Genomic DNA, 23,152 nt, shown 5'->3' with positions numbered 1-23,152 from the left:
CCTAGCTTAGTAACGGTTACCCTCTCCTTCCGGCCCTTCGGAGGCTCACCTAACCTCTCCGTCACCATCGAGGCTCCAGAGAAGAGCCGTTGCAGGTGTTGGGAGTGGAACCCGTATGAGCATTGATTGGCCCTCAGAGTAGCTACCGTCCCCGGTGCGATGTGGTAACGGATTGACGGCCTACCTCGGCCTAAAGATTCCGACAACCGACACACCACACCAACGGACACGAGCTCAGCGAGAGCGTCAGTGACCAGCACTCCAGAAAGTTGAAGCGCCTTAGCGAGCGCCTTGGCACTGCAAGCGACGTCTGCGCTGGACTCCTCGAGAACACGGCACGCCATAGCTTCCAAAAGAAAGCGAGCCGCCGCGCCACAGCTGGCTAAATTCGCAATCATTCTCTCTATATACAGAGCCAACCACGATCCTCCTCAGAATTAAATACCAGTTTTTACACCGGTATAAACAACAAAGCAATTATCTCAAACAAACGCATAACGTTACCGTAACGTTTTACAAAAAGTTGCGATCGCCCCTAAAGAGGAATACAAAATACTTTCTGTAACGAGTTAAAAGGCGAAGACCTGTGACCAAAAAGAGCTTGAAATGGCTACGCCAAGATGAATGGCAATGGGCTGAGAGCTATCTGCGGCATCGAGCTCCGAGCGAGTTACTCTTGGGAATTTTCGGAAGTCCAAGCCACGCGAAGACAACCCTGATCATCGAACGTCTTGGACAGCACATCGATGGACTGAGGTTGATCGAGCGATTAAAAAATGCCTTGCGGCAGCGCAGGTACCGGTCACCCAGCAACGGCAGACAGGCATGTACTTTTTCGCTCCCCAACTCCACCGTGAAGAACCTTCGTCGGTTGGCAAAAGCTCCCAACCAATCAGAAACATCGATCGTTACCGAACTCATTGATGGACTGCACAGCCTCACCAAAGAGCAACAGACGAAAGCCAAGCAGTTAAAGGAAGCCACACAAATTGAGCAGAAAGCGGCCAAGCAAATGAATGCCATGCTCAAAAGCCAATTGGACGAGGTGATGAATCACCTGGAACGTCACATGGAGTTACTCGTAATGTGGGAAACATCCATGAATGCTAGTCAACCACCTTTCGATGGCGACGAGACCGACGCACGCAGAGAGGTAGAAAAAAGGATGAAGGGAATCAAGAGGTCGCTCAACATCATCGCGTTCAAGCATGACATTATTAGCGAGAGGCTTATCTGAACCTCGACAACCACGCTAAAACTCTTGGTATTCCAAAAGGTATTCCACGCAAATATTTAACCGAGAATTACTAATTAAAATCAACAAGTTAACAGTCCTGTTCAGATTACCCCGGCCCACCAACTCTCAACGACAAGGCCCGCCCAGTGCGGGCTTTGTCGCATCTGGGGCCTTGGAATGTTGCTGGGTGTTGTTGTGGATTGATGCCGATTCACGCCAGCTTCAGCGACTTTTCAGCAAAATCCTCTCAGGCGTTCCCGCCTACTGCACATCCCCTTCGAAAGACACACACGTCACATACTCCTGAAGTGTTCGCAGGGTTTTTTGGTCTGCTGTAAATCCTGCACGGGCAGCGAGAACAGTTGATCCAGCAATCATGATCAAGCCGCGATCACCCAGCATGACGTGTTGCCACCATTACAAAACAGTTATTGGGATTGCGGGTGCAACGGCAGCGTGACGACAAACTTGCTGCCGAGCCCTAAACCACCGCTGGAAACGCTTACCGAGCCTCGGTGTCCCTCGACCAATTCGCGAACGACTGACAGCCCAACCCCCAGTCCTGCGCCGTTGTACCCAATGGCGTGGGCATCCTGAACGAAGGGATCAAAAATAAAATCCAGAACCTCAGCGCTAATACCTATACCGGTATCGGAAAAGGTCAAGGTGATGTCATCGCTACCGGCACCGATAGCTAGCTCGATCGAGCCATTATTGGGTGTGTACTTGGAGGCATTGCCAAGCAGGTTGCATAAAATTTGCGTCAATCTGAGGTGATCACCATTGATCATCAGCGAGCGACTTGGCTGGCGCACTACAAATTGCTGAAAGCGTAGGTCGATCGCAGGACGACAGACAATGACGGCCTCATCAATGATCGTTGCTATGTCTACAGGCTGGAAGTTCAGTCTGAGCTTGCCTGTCTGAACCATGGATATGTCCATCAGGTCGTCGACCAGCCGCGCAATATGGCTTGTCTGACGTTCAATAATCGCCTGTATGCTCACCAACCGTTCATGGGAGGAGTGCATCAGCATCCCCGCCACCTGGGTTAGCGGTGTCAGAGGATTGCGCAACTCGTGCGCAACCATTGCCAGAATTTTTTTCTGCTTATCAAGGGCGTCCTCCGCAGCGGCCTGGAGTTGTTGCGCGTTGAGTGCCGTTAATACCAACTGCTCGTTTGCCTCTCGCAAATGAGCACGCCGTCTTTCGTGTTCTCCATGGGCTATGTATTGGTGAGCGCCCGATTTTTTTTGTGCCTGGATAATTGGGAGGTGGGTAGGCAACGGTACTGGAAGCAAGACGGTGCTGTGAAAGGCTACCCCTAGACTATGCCGTTTTGCCCGATACATCGCCGCATCAGCGCAATCGATCAATGTGTGTGGGTCATCGCCATCTTTCGGGTAATAACTCACCCCGATACTCGCTGCCAGTTGCAGAACCTGATTCCCGATAGGGTGTGGCACTCCAAGCGCCTTGATAATTTTATCGCAGATACCCAATACATCGGCATGGCTGATAGTGCCTTCCAGCAAGATAATGAACTCGTCCCCGCCGTATCGTCCAACCGTATCATTCTTGCGTACCGCGCCACTCAGTCGCAGTGCAGTTTCCTTGAGCACTTCATCGCCGACACTGTGCCCCAAGGTGTCGTTGATCAATTTGAAGTGATTTAAATCCAAAAAGAGTACCGCCAGACCCTCTCCCTCCGGCGTCGTATCTTTGATCGCCTGGGCTAACCGTCCGAGTAACAATCTGCGATTGGGAAGCCCCGTCAAAACATCGAGCTGCGCGGCGTGAGAAACCTCACGCAACGCAGTGGCTGCCTGTTCAACGCCAATTTGGGCTTGGAGAAGCGCGAGTACCAGTTGTTCATTGGCCTCGATTAACTGCCCGGACTGCTGGTTTTCCAGCACTTGGTACTGAGTGTTCGCAACTTTCTGCTCAAGATCATCAAGCTTTATGCGAGCCTCCTGAGTTTTCTGCACAACCTGAGTCAGCTCGATACTCGCAGCAGCGAGCGCTTTTTTGTCGTTCTCCGTTTTGCGGTTCACGAAAGCGTTCCGAGTTCATCCGCCTCTGACCGCGGTATCGACGTTTGATTGTTCTTCTGAGTCGGGCGGCCCCCTAAGAGACCCTCTCGCTCAACAAGCATTTTGCCAATACGAATGCCTTGATCGTCGATTTGGTATAGACGTAACTCATCGGAGTGCTCGCTTGCGCGAACCTTCACCACTGCCATGACTCGCAACAACCGACTTTCAATTTCGATATAGCGCTGAACAATAATCGCGTCGGTCAAAAACGCCGTGCCGTAAGGGCTGAAGCGGAGGTCAGTGTAGCGATCCTCCAGCTCCGAGGTCATCAGCACCGTTACACCAACGCTCGCCAATGAGCTGACCAGGCACGACAACGACTCGCGAAAATCTTCCCGGAAGGTCGGTGCCAAGGCCAATTCGAAACCTGACAAAGAGTCTATGACCACGCGACTGGCTCCAAGACGCTCGATCTCGGCAAGCAGCATATGGATGACCTCTTCGATTGATAAATCAGGGGAACGGCTATCCACCAAACCCACTTGGCCGGTGCTGATCAGGTTTGAAAGTATTGCGTTTTGAGCGTAATTCGGGCGCTGCTCGAACACAGCAATCACGCCGGTTTCTCCGGCCCTAGCCCCCTCTGCAAGGAAGGTTGTCGCAAGAATACTTTTACCAGAGCCGGAAGGGCCCGCAACTAGCAGTGAATACCCTCGTGGTAAACCGCCGCCTAGCATTTCATCCAGGTGCGGAACCCCCATCAGCAGACGAAAACCAAGTGCTGTTGAGTTTTCGGCAGGAGTGCTTGCCTTAATATGGGTAACAGCTGGAGCGAATACCTTGATGCCGGCATTGCTGATGCGAAAAGAGTGCAGGCCCGGTAACGTAGGTTGCCCCCGCATCTTCATGATTTCCATTTTGCGTACTATAGAGTTGCGGAGAACGCTTTGGCGCAACCAAATGAGCCCATCGGCTACGGTGAAAACGGGATTGCTTTCCGTTTCGTTAAAATATTCGCCAATCAAAAATGTGGTGGCCTGCCACGTCGTCATCATCATTCCCAACTGCTGGACGAACTGCTGAAGTTTATTGTTCGGGTTGCTCTGGGTACTGCTCGCCAGCACCACTGAACGGAAAGAGTCGACGAAAACTAGTGATGGGGCATGAGTTTCAACCTCGGCCACAATCCGTCGCAAAACTTCATCCAGGTCGCCAGTAAGCGTATCGTCAATCAAGTTGATGTACCGGATCGAACGCGTCACTGCTTCGTTGTCGAAGAACTCAAACTGCTGCTGATATCGCAACATCTTTAATGGCGGCTCACCCAGCACAGTGAAATACAGAGCTGGCCGTTCCGGTGTAGCGAGGGCGAACATCATTTGATGCGCCAGCGTTGTCTTTCCGCAGCCCGGTGTACCGGCGATCAGATTGAACGAGAACTCCGGCAATCCTCCGCCTAGCACCTCATCCAGTCCTGGCACACCTGTGCGCAAGCGATTGATTGTCACTTTGGTATTCATGACGAGGTATCCTGGGCGGGAGTGTCGCTAAGAGAGTTTTCCCAAACAGCCTGCAACAGACGTTCGGATAGAGAAGATCCTATGAACGAGATAAGTAGCTCATTCAAAGTCTTCAGCAAGTCGTCACCATATGTTGTGGCTGTGTCGCTGGTTTGCTGCGCGAGCAGGAGTCTCAATCCAGAAAAGTCTTTCTCGAGGCTGTCGTTGAGGATGGAGAGACAAGTATGACGTGAGGCGCAAATAAAGACGCTTCGCCTATAAAGCGCAAACACGCCTTCCTGCCCAATAATCGGCGCGAGAATAGTATGAATATCCCCGAATGTTGCCACTACCGCATTAGCGATTTGTCCGGCGCTCGGAGTGTTCCCGGCACGTTTAGCCGTCGATGCCGAAATCCTGCAGCTATCATCCCTTTCCATGGGTAAGTATCACTTCATGATGCTATTTCTAGATAGTACACCCTGCTCCCCTGATCAACGGGTCTATTTTCAGCAAGGGATCTTTCGTGCGACGACCGGTGTTGTAGAGATCACGAATAAGTAAAAGTTAACGCATCCATCCTCCGGCTTTTAACTCTGACGTGTTGGATAGGTGGACACCGTTACCCTTAGCTTAGGTATCCGTTCGGTGTGTTGTCCAAACGCATACTTTAAGGTTCTGGTTTGCGCTCGATGACAGGTTTTGACAGGTTCTCGAAATACCGAGCACGCCTCCGATTCTGGCTATACGCCATCACTCGACACTCAACTTTCAGCGGTTATCCTCCCTTTTCGAAAATGCTCTACGCCAGCAGCGAGTTGGTCTCAGGATGAAAAGGATTTTGCGCCCAAAAACTCCAGACTCCCCGACCCGCTTCATCTCATCAATGCCGATGCCGATGATGAACATCGGGAAAATGCGCATGGCTGTGGCGTATCGGGGAATGCCCATGCGGATGACTGTGCGGCTCGGTGCCGTCCCACACAAAGTCATGTTCATGCTGGTGATGTTCGTCATGTGTATGGCGATGGTCGTGCTCTAGCGGTTCATGTTGATGCTCGTGTGTATGGTTTTCCATCAGGTGAACCCACACACCGAAGGCCATCAACGCTGCCGCGAGTGCGAACATCAGCGATACCGACTCGCCCAGCACCATGATCGAAATAACCGCGCCGAGAAACGGCGCCGTGGAAAAGTACGCGCCCGTACGAGCGCTGCCCAGTCCGCGAAGGGCGAGAACGAACAGCACCAGGCTGACACCGTAGCCGAGAAATCCCACCAGCATGATTGAGACCAATGAGCCCGCAGCAGGCAGTTGCATGCCGATGACCAATGCCAGAGAGCAATTGACCACACCGGCCGCCAGACCTTTGCTGCCGGCGATAAACAGCGCGTCCGAGGCCGAGACTTTACGGGTCAGATTGTTATCGATCGCCCAACACAAACAAGCGAAAGCCACCGCCAGCGGCCCCGTCCAGTCATGGGCCGTCGCCGTCTCTTGTGGCCATGCCAGCACGACACCGCCCAGGACAATCGCGATCATGCCGAGCACGATCCGGCGATCAGCATTTTCCTTGAACACCACCCACGCCAGCACCGCCGTCAGCACCGACTCAAGATTGAGCATCAGCGAGGCTGTGGCCCCGGTCGTTCGAGTCAGACCGAACATCAGGGCGGTCGGCGCCAGTACACCGCCAAAGACGATGGCACCGATCAGCCAGGGCCACTCCTCTGCCGTTAGCCCTGAACGCTGCCACGCTCGATCGCGAACAACACGAACAACGCCCAGCCCCAGACCACTTCCCAGATAGAGCAGCCCGGCCAACAGGACGGGGTTTGTCTCCACCCCCAAAAGCTTGGCGAGTGGCGTGCTGGCGCCGAACAATGCCGCAGCCGCCAACGCGTAGAGAACATTCAAATTCATAATGGAGCCGCCCTGTCTGGCCCAATGCACATGCCCGAACATCATAGCTTTGCTTGCGTAAGAATTATGTGAACAGCCGATGCGCCCCTGACTGTCGCCTCATCGCCGGGCCAATCGGATGTGTGACTCACGTCAAACACCCCCTGAAATCCACCGAGATTTAAGCAAAGGTGCGGTTGGACGGGGGCGCGCCTGTGGAACTATCCTTCGAGGCACCCAGGCCCTTACCCCAAGGACACTCATGAATATCTGGCTCGGCGCCGCACTGGCGGCCCTCGTTTCACTGTCTGCCCACGCAGCCAACAGCGAGAACCCTCCAAGGATCCAGCCAGTCGTCTACAAAAGCGGCTATGGCAGCGTGCAATTCAAACAGTCGATCAAGGGCTATAAAACGGCCGAGTACACGCTCAACGCCAAGGCTGGGCAGATCCTGACGGTGGGTTTTAAAACCTCCAACAATTCCGCCAACTTCAACGTCACCGCCAAAGGCGCTGATTACGCCCTGTTCAACAGCTCGATCATGGGCCATCACTTCACTGGCTCGCTGCCCGCCGATAGCGAATACACGGTTCAGGTCTATCTCATGCGCAATGCGGCACGGCGCGATGAAGTGGCCAATTACGAAGTTTCCCTGGTTCTCGCCAACGGCGACGCTGTGGATAACAGCCAATCCTTCGACAAGAACCTGGCGTTGCAGGGCATCGACTTTCATGTGAAAGCGGATGAGGTCGACGGCAAACCCGCCTTGCGCATCGAGCCTAAAGGGCTGGAAATTGATAACTCGACGATCACCCGCCCGCTCAACGGCAACATCGTGCGCGCCGAAGTCGCCGATCTGAATAACGACGGCTCCCCCGAGATCTACGTATTCACACGTCCTCCCGGGCGCAGCATGCCGGGCGAATTGATCGCCTACTCGGCCAACAACAAAAAATCCCTCAGCGAAATCTACCTGCCACCGGTCAGCGACAACCCGAAAATAGCCGAGGGCTACCAGGGCGAGGATTCATTCTCGGTGGTGGAAAATACGCTGGTGCAGCGCTTTCCGGTGTACGACAGCGCGGATGCCAACGCAGGGCGAACAGGGAAGATGCGACAGATTCAATACAAGTTGATACAGGGTGAAGCGGGATGGGTCTTGCGCGAGGATAAAGTCTCGGAGTACTGAAAAACCTCTCGGACGTGGTTAGCCAGCGACTTTCGCTTCCTACATTCCACGTCCTAGGAAATTTCCCTCAACACGCGTCGACTTTCATGAACTGGTGAACCGATTTTCAGGGCGCTACCCTCCACGACTCGCTGCCCTCCACGACTCGCTGCCCTCCAGCGGACGGTTTGACAGACCGCCCCCGCAGAGATTGTTCACTCCACGGAGCCACGTCATGAAAAAAATCACCCGACTTACGCTTGTTGGACCGGTACCTGCCGATGCGCAAATTTCCGGACCGCAACAACAACCCGGCACCACCGGTTCGAACCCACGCAAACGCCGCCGCACCGTTCCCCTCAAGCAGATGCTCAGCGTGCGCGACGATGTCGACACATTGACCCTGCTCACGCATGCCAGTGATCTGCTCGAGTCCCTTGTGGACATCAGTGCAAACTTTGCCGACGAATTCGATGGCTCCAAGCGCCATGTCGCTGTGGTCATGAAGCAATTGAGTGCGCTGGCCGAAATCGTGATCTGCCGGGCACGGGATCAGGTTGCTCAACAGGGATCGCCTGACTCGCCCACCCCTGAAGTTCGCCACTGACCCACGAAGTCTGTACAGGCCGGCAGCGGCATCGAAGCGGTCCATCGAGATGAATTTTTCTTCACTGCCGCTGTTCAGCCGAAGCTGTACAGTCCACTCGCTCATTCAAGAAACTACGGTTCGCCCGCGGCTCTCCCGCGGGCTTTTTTTTGCCTGGCATTCAACGTCCCCCCACTCTCCATCACTTGCCGAACCCTGGGTATTGCGCGAACCTGCCAGCAATCTTCTCGCCCACCGGAGCGCCCGATGCCGCTGCTGACTTTGCCCTGCCAACGCCTGACGCTGGCGATACTTGCTCCGGAGCAAGCAGAGCTGGAAAGTGATTTCTACCAACGCAACCAACGTCACCTCGCACCGTGGTCGCCGATCCGCACCACCGACTACTTTTCCACGGCACAGATTCGCCGCCGCCTCGACATCCAGGCCAGCGCCTTTGAAGCCGGGCTGGCCATGCATTTCGCCCTGCTGACGCCGGACGGCCAGCAGATGATCGGCGCGTGCAACTTCAGCGGCATCATTCGCGGGGCGTTTCAGGCGTGTTATCTGGGCTATCACATCGATGAAGGGCATCAGGGCCAAGGCTTGATGCAGGAAGGCCTGGAGGCTGGCATCGGCTACATGTTCGATACCCAGAACCTGCACCGGATCATGGCCAATTACGTTCCCGGCAACGAGCGCAGCGCACGATTGCTGGAGCGACTGGGCTTCGAACAGGAAGGCTATGCCAAGGCATATCTGAACATTGCCGGGCGCTGGCAGGATCATGTGCTGACGGCGCTGGTCAATCCGGCATTCGAAGCGCCAGATCAGCGTTGGTCGCGCCGTCTGGGGTGATGTTCACAATTTGTTCAGCAATGGCGATTTATGCTCAGGCCTCCCGCCCCTTCCGGTTGCCTGAAACCCATGTCGCGTGCCGCCACTTCGCTGTTTCTACTTGCTGCCCTGCTGTTTTTCTTCGCGCTGGGCAACCATCAATTGCAAGGTTCCACCGAAGCCCGCGTCGCCGGGATCGCCATGGAGATGCATCTGGACAATGACTGGGTGACGCCCCGTCTGTTCGGTGAGCCATTTCTAGAGAAACCGCCGCTGAGTTTGTGGCTGGATGCCGGCGCGATGCGCGTATTCGGCGTTTCGCCGTGGGCGGTGCGGCTGGCGTCGGCGGTGGCCGGGTTGGTCAGCGTAATGTTGCTGTACGGCATGCTGCGCCGCTTTGAACGGCCGAAAGCCATCGCGTGGACGGCCGGGATTCTGCTGGCGACGATGGCCAGTTACTGGAGCAACGTGCGTGGGGTTGGCGAGGACGCGCTGCTGGCGCTCGGCGTGACGGCAGCGCTGCTGGCGTTTTTCCAGGCGCAACGCGCATCAACTGCGGGCAATTCGCTGCTGTTTGTCGTCGGGATTGCCATCGCCACCTTGAGCAAAGGTGTGCTGGGACTGGCCATGCCGGGGGTGGTGATTTTTGCTTATCTGCTGGCCGATAACCTGATCGACAGACGTCTGAAGATCGGCGACTGGCTGCGCCCGGGATTGCTCACCTTGGCAGGGCTGATTCCACTGCTGATCTGGCTCGTCGTTCTTTATCAACACGGCGGTGCGCAAGCGGTAAAAGAAGTGTTGCTGACCAACAGCGTCGGTCGCTTCAGCGGATCGTTCGTCGAGGCCGGGCACTATGAGCCTTTCTATTACTACCTGGCCAAACTGCCCGAAGCGTTCCTGCCGTGGAACGTTCTGGTGTACCTGGGGCTGTGGCATTTCCGTAAACAGTTGAAGACCAATCGTTACCTGCTGTTTTTCAGCCTGTGGATAATTGCGCAATTCATCATGCTCACCCTGGCCTCAAGCAAGCGCACGGTGTACCTGATGTCGATGACACCGGCGGCGGCTGTGATCGCTGCGGAGTATGCGGGCGTGTTGTTCGAGCGATTGAAAGAGTACGAAAGCACCAAACGATTTATCGGAAGAATCGCCCGTCATCGTCAGGCACTGGGCGCCGGTGTACTGACCCTTGTGATCGCCAGTTATCTCGCCGCCGCGCAGTGGGCGCTGCCCCATGCCGATAAAAAACTGTCGTTCCTGCCGCTGACCGAACACATTCAGACGCTGCAAGCCGAAGGGCATCAGGTCGCATTGTTTCAAGCCAATGAACGGGTCGGCGGCGCCAGCGTTTTCTACACCCAACAGGTGCTAAGGGGCTTGGACACCGACGCGCAACTGAGGGAGTTTCTCGCGGCCGCGCCTGCGAACGTAGTGGTGATGGCCGGTGACAGCATTCCCGCCGCACCGCTCAAAGTGCTCAAGACCCTGATGGTCGGGCGCCAGGCGTATTACTTCGTCAGCGACTGAAGCCCATCAGATAGCGGCTTGGCGGCGTAATCAGGCGGCTGAGGCTTGTGCAACACCGGTACCTGCAACCGTGCCCGCCCATAAAACGCCAGCGCCGTCAGCAAACATGCCAGCCACACAAAGATTCCGGCCCAGAACGTGTGGGACATGTAGTGCCACCCCTGCAGAACCCGCGTCGTGCCGTAGACGAAACCGAGCAACAACGAGCCCCACAACAATGCACTGGAAAAACGCCACTGGTAACGGCGCCCCACGAAATACAACGCCAGCATGGTGAAACCGCCGGACGCGTGTCCGCCCGGCCAGCAGCGGCCGCTACCCGCTTCGTGGAACAACTGGAAATTGCTGTACCACTCGATGTGGGCCATTTTGCCGCCATACAACGTTGTCTCGATCGGGCAGTAAACGCTGGTGTGGGATTTGAGGAAATGGATCACCCCGGTACACACCGCGAAAGCAACGACAACAAACAGAAAATCCCTACGATGATCAGCGGTAAATCGCAGCACTGGCGCGACTTTACTGCGCTCCAGAAACGCGCCGAGTCGCGGGCGTTTCTGTGGATTGACCAACGGCCAGACCATCGACAGCATCGCGCCGATGAGGGCAATTTCGGCAGTCCAGTTCGGAATGATCCGCGCCCACTTGTGGGTGAGCTTTTCAAAGAAGTGAATCTTGTCGAGCGGGAAGCTCTGGGTCAGCGGATCGAATAGCAGATTGCTGAAGGCGATATCGATCTTGGTCATGTCGAACATCAGGAACACCAGCGCCGCGCAGACCAGCGGGATACCGAAGTTGTAAGCGTAAAAACGTGATTTCATCGGATGGTCACCGTGCGCCAGTCGGAGGCTTCAATAAAGCCGAGCATTTTTGGAGCCGCCGGGCTGGCAGCGGAAACAAACAGTGAAGCGCCATAACCCAGATTGGACGTCGGTACTTTCAGATCTTTTTCCAGTTGTGCCATGCATTCACTGTGGGTCACCAGAATCAGGTTGCGACCGGGGATCTTGTGGGCGAGTGCGTCCTGCAACATGCGGCCCTTGCAGTTGATCAGCCAGTCTTCGCCGCTGGCGGCATGGTTGAACATGTAACCGGCGGTTTGCACGGTACGCATTACCGGGCTGTTATAGATGTCGGCGTTGTTCAGGCCCAAATGCTCGAACTGCGCGCCAACGGCTACCGCGACACTGCGCGAGCGGTCGGTGATGCCGTCATGGCCGCTCAGGCACGCAGCCTTGGAGTGATCGCAACGCTCGACATGGCGCACCAGCACGATCATGTCACCCTTGACCCACCCTGCCGCCAACGCCTGCGCACCGGCGACATTGCCGTGGGCCAGATCCGGTACCGCCGCCGGAGCCAGCAGCCATAAGGTCAGCGGCAGCACCAGTATCGATGCTGCGAGCACCACCCAGGTGTTGCGAAAGCGCGCCAGACCGCTCAGATCAATCGAGTGGTTCACGCCGAACAGACTCAGTCTCAATTCCACAGAAAAGCCGCCATCACTTGTCATTCGATGCGGCGAAGCTACCGATGCCCGCGTAGGCAGCCGGTGAAACCCTTGTGAAAAAAATCTTGGGATGAGCTTGTTACAAATTCTGTCGGACAAAATCCTTTCAGCTCTCGGGTTTGCGGCCGATACAAACCTGCTAACACCCTTGCTGGCTCAAAAAAACAACAATCTTCCAGCCTGACCGACGATCAAGAAGCACAACGTTCCTGGAGGAATTGTGATGAATAGCTGGTTCGGCAACATCAGCGTGAACATGAAATTGGGGCTGGGCTTCGGCCTTGTCCTGGCACTGACCTGCGTCCTGGCCCTGACCGGCTGGACGAGCCTGGGCGGCCTGATTGACCGCAGCAACTGGATGAGCGACATCACCCAGTTGAACTCTGGCCTGACCAAACTGCGCGTGGTGCGCCTGCAATACATGCTGACCAACGGCGACGAAACCGCCGCGCAGAATGTGCAGACCACCCTTGAAAGCTTCGCCGCACAGCAGCAGGCGCTGATCAGCAAATTCAAGAGCCCGGAAAACGTCAAACTGCTCAAGGCGCAGGCGGCGACCATCGCCGAGTACCAGACGTCCCTGAACAAAATGCGCAACGCCTACCGCACCGGTAACAGCGCCCGCGACGTCATGGGTACCAACGCCGACGCCGCTTACAACCTGATCGAGTCGATCAGCAAGCGCGTCCAGCAGATGGACTTGAGCGAGCAGCGTTTCGAACAGTTCCAGGCCATCACCGCCGCCAAGGAAGCATTCATCCTCGCGCGCTATGAAGTGCGCGGCTACACCGCCAGCACCAATGCCGAAACCGAGCAGAAAGCCATCGGCCAGATCGACGTGGCAATCGCCAGCCTCAAGCAACTGAACGTGCGCTTCGCCGATACCCAGCAAGACGCTCTGCGTCAGTTGGAAACGGCATTGACCAACTATCGCAGCGCATTGATGGCGTACAAAAACGCCAACAGCGAAGCCGTGCAGGCACGTAAGGAAATGACCGATCAGGGCACCACCATCGTGAGCCTGAGCGAGCAGCTGTACCAGATCCAGCTTGACCGTCGTGACATCGAAAGCGCCCAGGCGCGCACCTTCCAGTTGATCAGCACCCTGCTGGCCCTGCTGGTCGGTGTGATTGCCGCCGTGATCATCACCCGTCAGATCACCCGTCCGCTGCAAGAAACCCTGGCCGTGGTCGAGCGCATCGCCAGCGGCGACCTGTCGCAGAACGTGGTCGTCACCCGCCGCGACGAACTCGGCGTGCTGCAACAAGGCATCGCCCGCATGGGCGTGACCCTGCGCGACTTGATCAGCGGCATCCGCGACGGCGTCACCCAGATCGCCAGCGCGGCTGAAGAACTGTCGGCCGTGACCGAACAGACCAGTGCCGGCGTGAACAGCCAGAAGGTCGAGACCGATCAGGTCGCCACCGCCATGCACGAGATGACCGCCACCGTGCAGGAAGTCGCGCGCAACGCCGAAGAAGCCTCGCAAGCCGCAGCGGCCGCTGACGGCGAAGCCCGTGAAGGCGACAAGGTTGTGAATGAAGCCATTGCCCAGATCGAGCGTCTGGCCAGCGAAGTGGCGCGTTCCACCGAAGCCATGAGCGTGCTGCAACAGGAAAGCGACAAGATCGGCAGCGTCATGGACGTGATCAAGGCTGTTGCTGAACAGACCAACCTGCTCGCGCTCAACGCGGCCATTGAAGCGGCGCGTGCCGGTGAAGCCGGTCGTGGTTTTGCCGTGGTCGCCGACGAAGTCCGTGGCCTGGCCCAGCGTACCCAGAAATCCACCGAAGAAATCGAAGGCCTGGTCGCCGGTCTGCAAAACGGCACCCAGCAAGTCTCGGCCGTGATGAACAACAGCCGCGCCCTGACCGACAGCAGCGTCGCCCTGACCCGCAAGGCCGGCGTCTCCCTGGAAAACATCACTCGCACGGTGTCGAACATCCAGTCGATGAACCAGCAGATCGCCGCCGCTGCCGAACAGCAAAGCGCCGTGGCCGAAGAGATCAGCCGCAGCATCATCAACGTGCGCGACGTGTCTGAACAGACCGCCGCCGCCAGCGATGAAACCGCAGCGTCCAGTGTTGAACTGGCGCGGTTGGGTGGTCAGTTGCAGCAGATGGTGAGCCACTTCCGCGTCTGATTCAGTCACCTGGTAAACATCAACTACAAAGCCTTTGAGAACAAAGGCTTTGTAGTTAATAAGCTCCAGCGTTTGAAAACTTATCCCTCTTCAGTGAGGTCTCTAATCATTATGGTTCCACCTTCAAACTCCGTTCCACCCAGACCATCAACAGCACTTTGCGCATCTAATTGATCATTATAAATAACAAAGCCGAATCCTGTAGGCCGCCCCGTATCCCTACCGAGAACTACCCTTGCGTCTGTAACTACCCCATACACTTCGAACTTAGCTCTTAGTGACTCATCTGTAGTCATATGCGAAAGCCCGCCTACAAAAATCTTCGTTTTCGGTCCAATCGGTTTCACAGCCATAACCTGCACCTCTTGAAATATAGGTAGATTTCCTGCAATCCAAACCTAACTACTTCAAAAGAATTTGAGACCTGTAAAAAATACTAGTTTTTTAGAACATTTCGAACTAGGCACCAGTCCCGCCAGATATAAATTATTTTTTGTTTCAGCCAGTGGAAATCGACCGCACTGGGTAAGGCATTAATTAGGCGGCGCCAAGCAATTGGCATGGCTAAGCCATAAATCAAAACAGTTTCGGTTTCGCGCTCATAATTCCGCTCAGCCACCCATTCTGCAAAATGTCGCAGGTGCAAGAGTGCTTCAGGCTTGCCAAGGATTGATCACCTCAATTGCGGAAAACTCAAAATCCTTCACATTACGAGTGGCAATCGATGCGCCATGCGCTCGGCAGATGGCGGCTATTTGCGCATCAGCCATCGACACCGCGCGGCCCTTAGCTTCGCAATCAGCAACCAGTGTCGCGTATTCGACGGCGGCGTGAGCATCGAACGGCAAAATGCGCCCGGAGAAGTCCTCTTCGAACATGGCCATGGCATGCGCCTCAAGTTTTTGTTTGCGCTTGCCAGAGGGCAGGCGTGCGATGCCGTGGAGGATTTCTGCCACGGTGACGGCGCTGATTGCCAGATCCATCGCTGGCTGCGCATCCACCCAATCAAGCACCCGAGCTGCAGGCTCGGCTCGCATAAACTCTGAAAGAACATTGGTATCGAGCACTATCATTCAGAAAAATCCACCCCGGTGGCTTTCTCTGAACGCTTTGGTAGTTCCAGCTCCACTGCGTCCACATCGCTGAATCTGTTGCGTATCCGGCTGCCAAGTCCACCGGCGCGATCAACCGTCGCCAAGGCTCTGCCGAGAATCAGGCGAGCCTCTTCTTCCATGGAGTGCCCGTTATGAGCAGCGGTGATGCGCAACTGTTCCTTGAGCTTCTCGTCGAGGTTTCGAATCGTGATGCTGGCCATAACGCCCCCTGCAATCAATGAAATCATTGATTGCAGGCTAGCACATCCCATCATGCTCAAATCCGGCAATCTTCCCGGCGGCGCATAGCAGCCTCACCGCATTCCACGCTGGGAATTTACTTCAGCCATGGTTTGCAACTACCTTTCAAGGCACTCATCCGCTCACGCGCGCCTTGATCCAGGAATGACGATCATGCAATCGCTCGGCTTCACCTCTGTTCCGCCGCTGCTCAAATACCTGCGCCACGCCGAGTATTTGGGCATGGCCATTGAGCCGGCCTTAGCGGCGGCCGGGTTGCAGCCGCAGCAGTTGAGTGACAACACCCTGCGTTTGCCGGGTGAGGCGCATGAAAAGTTGCTCGATTATTTCTGCGAACACTCGGGTGATCCGTTGTTCGGGCTTAACGCGGCGAAATTTGTGTTGCCCAATTCCTGGAGGGTGTTGGGTTACATCACCATGAACTGCGCGACGCTGGGCGATGCCATGAGCCGGATCATGCCGTTCGAAAAACTGGTGGGCGACATGGGCGTGAGTCGCGCCGAGGTGCAGGACGGCCATGTGCATCTGATCTGGAGCTGCCGTTATCAGCGCCCACGGATTCGCCGGCATCTGGTGGAAAACGTGCTCGGTTCGTGGCTGTACTATGCGCGCTGGATTGCTGATACGCAGGTGTCGCCTGCCGCTGTCTGGCTGGAACATTCGCGCCCGGCCGAGACGACGTTGACGCAGTACGAAGCGTTTTTCGGTTGTCCGGTTTTGTTCGATCAGCCCTATTCGGCATTAATTGTGCCGATGGCGTATCTGCAATTGCCGTTGCGCCAGGCCGATGCGCAATTGCTGCGCACGCTGGAGGAGCATGCCATGGGGTTGATGGCGACGCTGGAGGACGCGTCGCTTGCGCAGCGGGTGAAAAACATTCTGCGTCAATTGCTCAAGGAGGGTTTGCCGCGCAAGGAGCAAGTGGCCGGGCAGCTCAAAGTGTCAGTGCGTACGTTGCAGCGTCAGTTGCAGCAGGCGGGGACGTCGTATCAGCAGATTCTTGACGATCTGCGTCAGGAACTGGCTGAGCATTACTTGCTCAACAGCAACCTGCCCATCCAGGACATTGCGCAGTATCTGGGGTTTACCGAACCGCGCTCGTTTCATCGCACATTCAAGAGTCGGCGCGGGATGCCGCCCGGCGAGTTTCGGCAAATGCATCGAGGGTGACTGTGCGGGCCTCATCGCCGCCCGAACTCCGACAGGCAAATCCTCAATCTCTGTAGCGCAATAAACCCATTCCACCCTAGCCGTTTAAAGACACTCAGTGTTACGCCCGAAAGCCTACAAATCCTTGCGCCGCTGCCTACGCCTACGCCAGAATCCGCCGGCTTGTGCGCCCCGGAGCCCATCGGTAACTTGAGTCCGTCACTGATTTCCAGTGATCGGGTTTAGTAGCCCGAGGTAATTCGCTTGGTCGTACATTCATCACAGGTGCTTACGTACCTGAGTTTTATGGTGGCTGTACGTAGGGCGCTTCGGCGCGCCGGCTTAAGCTGAGTTCCCCGGTCTACTAACCTGCGTACAGCTGCCACCCCTTCGTTTAGTAGCAAAGGGTTGGGGCTCAATGAAGGGAACACAGCTTATGTTCAAACCAACGCCTAACCCGCCGGTCACCGACCCGGGCTCTCCTTACGAATCGCCCGATTCAAAGAAATTCCACGACGCCGCCGAACGTGCCCTCGACCACTATCTCGGCCCACCGACCGCCGCCATCATGGCTGCGCCCTACAAACCCAACGCCCTGTACATGGCACACCCCGAGGCCAACACCGAATCCCTGATCGCGGACGCCAGTGAAACCCTCGGCTCGGCCATCGTGTTGCTGCACAACCATGTGGCAATGGTTGAAGGCACGCACCGCAAGACCCTGCAAGGCATCGCTCAGGTGGTGATGCTGGCCGAGTTGGCGGTCAATCGAGTGCTGGATAAGTTAGTGCCGACCGAGTAACGAAAAAACCCGCTGTCAGGCAGAACGGGTTTGGCAGCGGCCCTCACCTCAGCCCTCTCCCGGAGGGAGAGGGGGCCGACCGAGGTGTCTTGCGCTGTACATCGACCTGAACGCCCCGGTCGATTATGGATTCGGTCAATCACTTTCAGGTCGGCGTACTTCTCAAGCATCCCCCAATCAGTCCCCTCTCCCTCCGGGAGAGGGCTAGGGTGAGGGGTTTTTCCAGCTCAGACGCTGATCGCATTGGTAAACACCAACCGATTGCCAAACGGATCAGCAATGGTCATGTCCTGGCTGCCCCATGGCATCGCCTGAATTTGCGGGTGCGAGAACTTGTAGTCCTTGGCCACCAATTGCTGCTGAAACGCCTCCAGCTCATCGGTCTCAATCCGCAATGCCGACCCCGGCGTCGCATCACCATGGTGCTCGGAAAGATGCAACACACACTCACCCCGCGACACCTGCAGATACAACGGGTAGTTCGCTTCGAAACGATGCTGCCAGTCGATCTTGAACCCGAGGAAGTCGACGTAGAATTCTACGGCTTTGGCTTCATCGAAAATCCGCAGGATCGGGGTGGTTTTGCCGAAGCTCATGGGGTGCTCCCTGACTGGTTGGCCCAAGAGTTTAGCTGGGCTTGATGTCAGCAATTCGGCTTGTTGATGGCTTTCTTTAATCGCAATGTGCCACCACTGTGACGCACTGCGCGAAACTTCAACAAAAGCCGTCACGCAAATCGCCCTCCCGCGCAAGAAAACGCCCTTCCCTTCGGCCATTTGCCTTTCCGTCGCGATAACTCAAAACGCCGTTGACCCAAACGCCGTCGATGCCCTGTGCCGCGCGTTGCGGGTCATTGAAATCCGCCACATCACGCACCGTCGCCGGATCAAACAACACCAGATCCGCCCAATGTCCTTCACGAATCTCACCCCTTTCCTTCAGCCCGAATCGCGCGGCCGACAGACCGGTCATCTTGTGCACGGCGGTGTGCAGCGGAAACAGCCCGACGTCGCGACTGAAATGTCCGAGCACCCGTGGGAAAGCGCCCCACAAACGTGGATGCGGGAACGGGTCTTCCGGTAGTCCGTCAGAGCCGACCATCGACAACGGATGCGCGAGGATTCTTCTTACATCGGCCTCGTCCATGCCGTAATACACCGCACCCGCCGGTTGCAGGCGTTTGGCGGCGTCGAGCAGCGGCAGGTTCCATTCGGCGGCGATATCGATCAGGTCGCGGCCGCTGACTTCCGGGTGCGGCGTCGACCAAGTGATGGTGATGCGGTGGGCGTCGGTGACTTGCTTCAGATCCAGCGTCGATGAACTCGCTGCATACGGATAGCAGTCGCAGCCGACCGGATGGGTTTTCGCCGCTTCTTCAAGGGATGCCAATAGCTGCGGACTGCGCCCCCAGTTACCGACTCCGGCACACTTGAGGTGGGAAATGATCACCGGTGACTGTGCGTGTTTTCCGATGCGAAACGCCTCGTCCATTGCCTCCAGCACTGGTGCAAATTCGCTGCGTAGGTGGGTCGTGTAAACCGCGCCGAATGCCGTGAGCTCTTCGGTCAGTTGCATGACTTCATCGGTGGAAGCGTTGTAGGCGCTGGCGTAGGCCAGACCTGTGGATAACCCAAGCGCACCGGCCTCAAGGCTTTCGCGTAACTGCTCGCGCATGGCGCTGATTTCTTCCGCCGTTGCGGTGCGGAACAAATCGTCGAGGTGATTGCTGCGCAGTGCTGTGTGCCCAATCAACGCGGCCACGTTCAACGTGGTATTGGCCGCTTCGACCGCCGCGCGGTAATCGCTGAAGCGTGGATAAACGAACGCTGCGGCAGTGCCGAGCAGGTTCATCGGGTCCGGCGGATTGCCTTTCAAACTGACCGGTGAGGCGCTGATTCCGCAGTTGCCGACAATCACCGTGGTCACGCCTTGGCTGAGCTTGGGCAGCATCTCGGGTTGGCGGATGACCACGGTGTCGTCATGGGTGTGTACGTCGATAAAACCCGGCGCCAGCACGCGGCCGGCGGCGTCGATTTGTTCGCTGGCGGTGGCGTCGTGCAAGTCGCCGATTCGCTCGATGCGACCATTGAGAATCGCCACGTCGGCGCGGTAACCGGGCGTGTTGCTGCCGTCGATGATCAGGGCATTGCGAATCAGCGTGTCGTACTGCATGTCAGTCTCCCAGTGGCAGGTGATCGTCGCCGCCACGGTATTCGTCGAGGGCGAGTTTGATCCGCCGCAGACGCTCTTGATTGTCTTCAGGATTGACCAGCGCCAACTCGGTGGCGAGCACGTCGATGGCGAGCAACATGCCGTAGCGCGCCGCCGTCGGCTTGTAGATGAACGAGGTTTCTGCGCCTTGCAGCGGCAGGACGATGTCGGCCAGTTCGGCCAGTGGCGAGTCGGCGCGGGTGATGGCGAGGATGCGGGCGCCGTAGTTGCGCGCCAGCTCGACGGTCTCCAGCAGTTCGGGGGTGATCCCGGTCAGCGAGCAGACGATCAATACTTGCTCGGCGTTCAGGCTGGCAGCGGTGACGCGCATCATCACCGCGTCGTGACACACCGCAATCGGGTAGCCGAGGCGCACCAGCCGCACCTGCAATTCATCACTGCACAGGGTCGAGCAACCGCCCATGCCAAACGCGTGAATCATCCGCGCCTGGCCGAGCAATTTCACCGCGTCGGCGAAGCGTGATTCGTCGAATCCAGCGAGATGCTGACGCAGTGTGGTTTCGATATCGCCGACAATCTGCCCGTAAAACGCCGACTGCTCAGGCGTGCCCGCCGGGTCTAGAAAGCGACTGCCGACGCCGCTGGCCTGGGCCAGTTGCAGGCGCAGATCGCGCAGGTCACGACAGCCGACGGTGCGGGCAAATCGCGACAGTGTGGCGGTGCTGACTTCGGCCCGTTGCGCCAGATCTTCGAGGCTGGCGGAGGCGGCAAAGCCAACGTCGTCGAGCATCAGTCGGGCGATGCGGCCTTCGCCGGCGCTGAAGGAATCCTGGCGGGCGCGGATCTGGTAGAGGATGTCCATGGCGGCGGGCTCCGGTTACAGCAGGTAGGAAAGGCCGACGGTCAGACCGAAAGCGACCAGCGAGATCAACGTCTCGAGCACGGTCCAGGTCTTGAACGTCTGCGCGACCGTCATGTTGAAGTATTCCTTGATCAACCAGAAGCCGCCGTCGTTGACGTGTGAAAAGATAACCGACCCGGCGCCGGTCGCCAGCACCAACAGCTCGGGGTGTGGATAACCCAGACCGATGGCGACGGGCGCGACCACGCCAGACGCGGTGGTCATCGCCACGGTTGCCGAGCCAGTGGCAACGCGCATCAGCGCCGCAAACAGCCAGCCCATGATCAGCGGCGACAGGTGGAATTCGTGGGCGAGGCCGACAATCTGATCGGTCACGCCTGCGTCCACCAGAATCCGGTTCAAGCCGCCGCCGGCGCCGACCAACAAGGTGATGCTGGCGGTGGGCGCCAGGCATTCATTGGTGAATTTGAGGATCGATTCGCGGTTGAAACCCTGGGCAATCCCCAGCGTCCAGAAGCTCAGTAACGTTGCCAGCAACAGCGCAATCACCGAGTTGCCGATGAACAACAGGAATTGATTGAAACCGCTGCCCGGCGTGGAAATCAGGTTGGCCCAACCGCCAATCAGCATCAACACCACGGGCAACAGAATGGTCGCCATGGTGATGCCGAAACCCGGCAGTTTGTCGCGCGGTTCACGGTCGAGAAATTGTTTCTCCAGCGGGTTATCCGCCGGCAACTGAATACGCGGGACGATGAATTTGGCGTACAGGGGACCGGCGATAATCGCCGTCGGAATGCCGATGGCAATCGCATACAGCAGCGTCTGCCCGACCGACGCCTGATAGACCTGCACCGCGAGCATCGCCGCCGGGTGCGGCGGCACCAGCGCGTGCACCACCGACAAGCCTGCAACCATCGGCAGGCCGACCATCAGAATCGACACGCCGACCCGCCGCGCCACGGTGAAGGCAATCGGCACCAGCAACACGAAACCGACTTCGAAGAACAGCGGCAGCCCCACCAGAAACGCGATGCAGACCATCGCCCAGTGCGCGTTTTTCTCGCCGAATTTGTCGATCAACGTGCGCGCCATCTGCTCGGCACCGCCGGACTCGGCCATCATCTTGCCGAGCATCGTCCCCAGCGCCACCACCAGCGCAATGTGCCCCAGCGTCTTGCCCACCCCGGCCTCATACGCGCCCACCACACCGGATGGCGGCATGCCCGCCACCAGCGCCAGACCGATGGAAATCAGGGTGATAACAATGAACGGATTGAGCCGGTAACGGGCGATCAGCACGATCAAAGCGATGATGGCGACGGCGGCATAGACCAGCAGCCAATAGCCGAAGGAAGGCGTCATGCGGTACTCCTCGAAAGGGTCACGTTCGAATGGGTTGTGAAACTCATAAATCATTTCGAGATCGAGTTTTCAAACCACATGAAAGTAATTTTCGTGGAGAGATAAGGTGTGTCGCTAAGAGATATGCCGTGTCGCGATTAATGAAAATCGAGGGGCGGGATTTACATCACTTTCCGGTAGACGAGAAACCAAGGTGGGAGCGAGCCTGCTCGCGAAGATGGTCTCACATCAACATTTCTGTCGACTGAAGCACCGCTTTCGCGAGCAGGCTCGCTCCCACAATTGTTCGCATTCCTTCAACCAGAATGCAGACACCTGTGGGAGCTGGCTTGCCAGCGATGGCGGCGGCACGTTCAACATAGATGCTGACTGGTCGACCGCTGTCGCTGGCAAGGCAGCTCCCACAGGTTTAAGGGGTATTCGGAAAATTGAGGCAAGCGCTATACTCGCCTGACGTTCTCTATCGAGCCTGCGACATGACAACTGCGCGCCGCACCAGAAAAAAAATCACTGCCGAAACGCTGATCCGTGCAATCGCGAGCTCAACAGCCATCGAGACAGGTGAGAGTGTCGAGGCGATTGAACACAAGCTCAAAGTCAAATCCAGCAAGTTCCTGCACCTATCCCTGGCCAAGTAACGTCAAGTCCACAACGCCTGTCTTACCCAATACTCCATAGGTTCGTAGTTGCAGTTCAGACCTTGGTGGATCGCAGAAAAATAAGCCTCTTTATTTCGTTCCCAACTGCTGTAGTCCAGCGGTACGTAACCTGCCTGCACGGCCTTGTAATTCCCAGTTTATTGCTCAGCACTTGCTCATTAGAGCCTGGCTGAAAGCTGCTCTGTGCCCCTTCTGCGTCGTAACGGTTAATCATCCTTGTACCTGCTGAACCGGCAATTTTCAGAGCACCATAGGTCTGGCGTCACGCAAGAGCAAAGCCTGAAATAAAAACGGCTGCCCGATGGCAGCCGTTCTAAAGGTTGAAGGCGAAGCCCGGCGGGG

General features: G+C 56.9%; 22 protein-coding genes and 1 pseudogene. 10 read left to right on the top strand and 13 right to left on the bottom strand.

What is annotated here, in order from left to right:
* The first annotated feature begins 586 nt into the window (after positions 1–586).
* Entirely contained in the window at positions 587–1,237 is a 651-nt protein-coding gene (locus ACA074_RS03745; protein ID WP_497678467.1) for a hypothetical protein, read from the top strand.
* Positions 1,238–1,665: 428 nt separating this feature from the next.
* On the opposite strand, the gene ACA074_RS03740 is transcribed toward ACA074_RS03745, so the two are convergent.
* From ACA074_RS03740 to ACA074_RS03725, 4 genes are all read right to left on the bottom strand, one after another.
* Positions 1,666–3,291, bottom strand: coding sequence for a sensor histidine kinase (locus ACA074_RS03740; RefSeq protein WP_497678466.1), 1,626 nt, complete (start codon positions 3,289–3,291; stop codon positions 1,666–1,668).
* Positions 3,288–4,793: an ATPase domain-containing protein gene (locus ACA074_RS03735; RefSeq protein ID WP_497678465.1), complete on the bottom strand. Its 1,506-nt coding sequence runs from the start codon at positions 4,791–4,793 to the stop codon at positions 3,288–3,290. The genes ACA074_RS03740 and ACA074_RS03735 overlap by 4 nt, the downstream gene beginning before the upstream one ends.
* Positions 4,790–5,212 carry a hypothetical protein gene (locus tag ACA074_RS03730; RefSeq protein WP_222943980.1) on the bottom strand — a complete coding sequence of 141 codons (423 nt, stop codon included), beginning with the start codon at positions 5,210–5,212 and terminating at the stop codon, positions 4,790–4,792. Before ACA074_RS03730 ends, ACA074_RS03735 begins: the two co-directional genes overlap by 4 nt.
* A gap of 443 nt (positions 5,213–5,655) precedes the next feature.
* Entirely contained in the window at positions 5,656–6,696 is a 1,041-nt protein-coding gene (locus ACA074_RS03725; RefSeq protein ID WP_497679307.1) for a DMT family transporter, read from the bottom strand.
* Between the two features lie 241 nt (positions 6,697–6,937).
* Between ACA074_RS03725 and ACA074_RS03720 the strand changes: the two genes are divergently transcribed.
* The 4 genes from ACA074_RS03720 to ACA074_RS03705 all read left to right on the top strand — a co-directional run bounded on the left by ACA074_RS03720 (position 6,938) and on the right by ACA074_RS03705 (position 10,793).
* Entirely contained in the window at positions 6,938–7,864 is a 927-nt protein-coding gene (locus ACA074_RS03720) for a hypothetical protein (RefSeq protein WP_497678464.1), read from the top strand.
* 214 nt (positions 7,865–8,078) lie between these two features.
* Complete coding sequence (locus tag ACA074_RS03715) at positions 8,079–8,450, top strand: DUF6124 family protein (RefSeq protein ID WP_187676633.1); 372 nt, start codon at positions 8,079–8,081, stop codon at positions 8,448–8,450.
* Between the two features lie 246 nt (positions 8,451–8,696).
* Positions 8,697–9,284, top strand: a complete 588-nt coding sequence (rimJ, locus tag ACA074_RS03710; protein WP_401270491.1) for a ribosomal protein S5-alanine N-acetyltransferase — start codon at positions 8,697–8,699, stop codon at positions 9,282–9,284.
* 69 nt (positions 9,285–9,353) lie between these two features.
* Complete coding sequence (locus tag ACA074_RS03705; RefSeq protein ID WP_489881303.1) at positions 9,354–10,793, top strand: ArnT family glycosyltransferase; 1,440 nt, start codon at positions 9,354–9,356, stop codon at positions 10,791–10,793.
* On the opposite strand, the gene ACA074_RS03700 is transcribed toward ACA074_RS03705, so the two are convergent.
* On the bottom strand, positions 10,775–11,614 hold the full coding sequence (locus ACA074_RS03700) for a phosphatase PAP2 family protein (RefSeq protein ID WP_497678463.1): 840 nt from the start codon (positions 11,612–11,614) through the stop codon (positions 10,775–10,777). The genes ACA074_RS03705 and ACA074_RS03700 overlap by 19 nt on opposite strands.
* Positions 11,611–12,282 carry a lipopolysaccharide core heptose(II)-phosphate phosphatase PmrG gene (pmrG, locus tag ACA074_RS03695; RefSeq protein ID WP_497678462.1) on the bottom strand — a complete coding sequence of 224 codons (672 nt, stop codon included), beginning with the start codon at positions 12,280–12,282 and terminating at the stop codon, positions 11,611–11,613. The genes ACA074_RS03700 and pmrG overlap by 4 nt, the downstream gene beginning before the upstream one ends.
* A gap of 244 nt (positions 12,283–12,526) precedes the next feature.
* Between pmrG and ACA074_RS03690 the strand changes: the two are divergent.
* Positions 12,527–13,588, top strand: a pseudogene (locus ACA074_RS03690) (methyl-accepting chemotaxis protein); the annotation flags it as partial.
* Positions 13,583–14,446 (top strand): methyl-accepting chemotaxis protein, encoded by an 864-nt coding sequence (locus ACA074_RS03685; protein WP_401270513.1) that lies wholly within the window; start codon positions 13,583–13,585, stop codon positions 14,444–14,446. The pseudogene ACA074_RS03690 and the gene ACA074_RS03685, both read left to right, overlap by 6 nt.
* Positions 14,447–14,526: 80 nt before the next feature.
* Here ACA074_RS03685 and ACA074_RS03680 read toward each other — a convergent pair whose 3' ends face one another.
* The 3 genes from ACA074_RS03680 to ACA074_RS03670 form a co-directional block, all read right to left on the bottom strand.
* On the bottom strand, positions 14,527–14,799 hold the full coding sequence (locus ACA074_RS03680; protein WP_497616368.1) for an RNA recognition motif domain-containing protein: 273 nt from the start codon (positions 14,797–14,799) through the stop codon (positions 14,527–14,529).
* 300 nt (positions 14,800–15,099) lie between these two features.
* The gene (locus ACA074_RS03675; RefSeq protein WP_497678461.1) at positions 15,100–15,519 is read right to left on the bottom strand and encodes a type II toxin-antitoxin system VapC family toxin; all 420 of its coding nucleotides are present in this window, start codon (positions 15,517–15,519) and stop codon (positions 15,100–15,102) included.
* Positions 15,516–15,761 carry a FitA-like ribbon-helix-helix domain-containing protein gene (locus tag ACA074_RS03670; protein WP_401270478.1) on the bottom strand — a complete coding sequence of 82 codons (246 nt, stop codon included), beginning with the start codon at positions 15,759–15,761 and terminating at the stop codon, positions 15,516–15,518. The genes ACA074_RS03675 and ACA074_RS03670 overlap by 4 nt, the downstream gene beginning before the upstream one ends.
* A gap of 193 nt (positions 15,762–15,954) precedes the next feature.
* On the opposite strand from ACA074_RS03670, the gene gliR reads away from it, so the two are divergent.
* Both gliR and ACA074_RS03660 read left to right on the top strand, forming a co-directional pair.
* Entirely contained in the window at positions 15,955–16,971 is a 1,017-nt protein-coding gene (gliR, locus tag ACA074_RS03665) for an AraC family transcriptional regulator GliR (protein WP_497678460.1), read from the top strand.
* A 415-nt stretch (positions 16,972–17,386) separates the two neighbouring features.
* Entirely contained in the window at positions 17,387–17,752 is a 366-nt protein-coding gene (locus tag ACA074_RS03660; RefSeq protein WP_187676624.1) for a DUF6124 family protein, read from the top strand.
* Positions 17,753–17,979: 227 nt separating this feature from the next.
* On the opposite strand, the gene ACA074_RS03655 is transcribed toward ACA074_RS03660, so the two are convergent.
* The 4 genes from ACA074_RS03655 to ACA074_RS03640 form a co-directional block, all read right to left on the bottom strand.
* A complete protein-coding gene (locus tag ACA074_RS03655; protein WP_187676623.1) occupies positions 17,980–18,348 on the bottom strand; it encodes a glyoxalase superfamily protein in 369 nt (122 codons plus the stop codon).
* Between the two features lie 118 nt (positions 18,349–18,466).
* Positions 18,467–19,924 carry an N-acyl-D-amino-acid deacylase family protein gene (locus ACA074_RS03650; RefSeq protein ID WP_497678459.1) on the bottom strand — a complete coding sequence of 486 codons (1,458 nt, stop codon included), beginning with the start codon at positions 19,922–19,924 and terminating at the stop codon, positions 18,467–18,469.
* Position 19,925: 1 nt separating this feature from the next.
* Positions 19,926–20,786 carry a MurR/RpiR family transcriptional regulator gene (locus tag ACA074_RS03645; protein WP_489881296.1) on the bottom strand — a complete coding sequence of 287 codons (861 nt, stop codon included), beginning with the start codon at positions 20,784–20,786 and terminating at the stop codon, positions 19,926–19,928.
* A 15-nt stretch (positions 20,787–20,801) separates the two neighbouring features.
* Positions 20,802–22,151 carry a GntP family permease gene (locus ACA074_RS03640; RefSeq protein WP_401270467.1) on the bottom strand — a complete coding sequence of 450 codons (1,350 nt, stop codon included), beginning with the start codon at positions 22,149–22,151 and terminating at the stop codon, positions 20,802–20,804.
* Between the two features lie 476 nt (positions 22,152–22,627).
* Between ACA074_RS03640 and ACA074_RS03635 the strand changes: the two genes are divergently transcribed.
* Entirely contained in the window at positions 22,628–22,789 is a 162-nt protein-coding gene (locus ACA074_RS03635; RefSeq protein ID WP_187676619.1) for a hypothetical protein, read from the top strand.
* Positions 22,790–23,152: the final 363 nt, after the last annotated feature.

It is taken from the genome of Pseudomonas sp. LBUM1655 (genome assembly GCF_059716085.1).
Note: the sequence above shows the minus strand (reverse complement) of the source record. Positions and strands in the feature narration are given on the sequence as shown.

Coding starts and splice junctions, on each gene's coding strand:
- ACA074_RS03735 (WP_497678465.1), bottom strand. CDS start 4,793: ATGAATACCAAAGTGACAATCAATCGCTTGCGCACAGGTGTGCCAGGA.
- ACA074_RS03685 (WP_401270513.1), top strand. CDS start 13,583: ATGGGCGTGACCCTGCGCGACTTGATCAGCGGCATCCGCGACGGCGTC.
- ACA074_RS03730 (WP_222943980.1), bottom strand. CDS start 5,212: ATGGAAAGGGATGATAGCTGCAGGATTTCGGCATCGACGGCTAAACGT.
- ACA074_RS03650 (WP_497678459.1), bottom strand. CDS start 19,924: ATGCAGTACGACACGCTGATTCGCAATGCCCTGATCATCGACGGCAGC.
- ACA074_RS03675 (WP_497678461.1), bottom strand. CDS start 15,519: ATGATAGTGCTCGATACCAATGTTCTTTCAGAGTTTATGCGAGCCGAG.
- ACA074_RS03680 (WP_497616368.1), bottom strand. CDS start 14,799: ATGGCTGTGAAACCGATTGGACCGAAAACGAAGATTTTTGTAGGCGGG.
- ACA074_RS03725 (WP_497679307.1), bottom strand. CDS start 6,696: ATGAATTTGAATGTTCTCTACGCGTTGGCGGCTGCGGCATTGTTCGGC.
- ACA074_RS03645 (WP_489881296.1), bottom strand. CDS start 20,786: ATGGACATCCTCTACCAGATCCGCGCCCGCCAGGATTCCTTCAGCGCC.
- ACA074_RS03720 (WP_497678464.1), top strand. CDS start 6,938: ATGAATATCTGGCTCGGCGCCGCACTGGCGGCCCTCGTTTCACTGTCT.
- ACA074_RS03655 (WP_187676623.1), bottom strand. CDS start 18,348: ATGAGCTTCGGCAAAACCACCCCGATCCTGCGGATTTTCGATGAAGCC.
- ACA074_RS03670 (WP_401270478.1), bottom strand. CDS start 15,761: ATGGCCAGCATCACGATTCGAAACCTCGACGAGAAGCTCAAGGAACAG.
- rimJ (WP_401270491.1), top strand. CDS start 8,697: ATGCCGCTGCTGACTTTGCCCTGCCAACGCCTGACGCTGGCGATACTT.
- ACA074_RS03715 (WP_187676633.1), top strand. CDS start 8,079: ATGAAAAAAATCACCCGACTTACGCTTGTTGGACCGGTACCTGCCGAT.
- ACA074_RS03660 (WP_187676624.1), top strand. CDS start 17,387: ATGTTCAAACCAACGCCTAACCCGCCGGTCACCGACCCGGGCTCTCCT.
- ACA074_RS03635 (WP_187676619.1), top strand. CDS start 22,628: ATGACAACTGCGCGCCGCACCAGAAAAAAAATCACTGCCGAAACGCTG.
- ACA074_RS03700 (WP_497678463.1), bottom strand. CDS start 11,614: ATGAAATCACGTTTTTACGCTTACAACTTCGGTATCCCGCTGGTCTGC.
- gliR (WP_497678460.1), top strand. CDS start 15,955: ATGCAATCGCTCGGCTTCACCTCTGTTCCGCCGCTGCTCAAATACCTG.
- ACA074_RS03705 (WP_489881303.1), top strand. CDS start 9,354: ATGTCGCGTGCCGCCACTTCGCTGTTTCTACTTGCTGCCCTGCTGTTT.
- ACA074_RS03640 (WP_401270467.1), bottom strand. CDS start 22,151: ATGACGCCTTCCTTCGGCTATTGGCTGCTGGTCTATGCCGCCGTCGCC.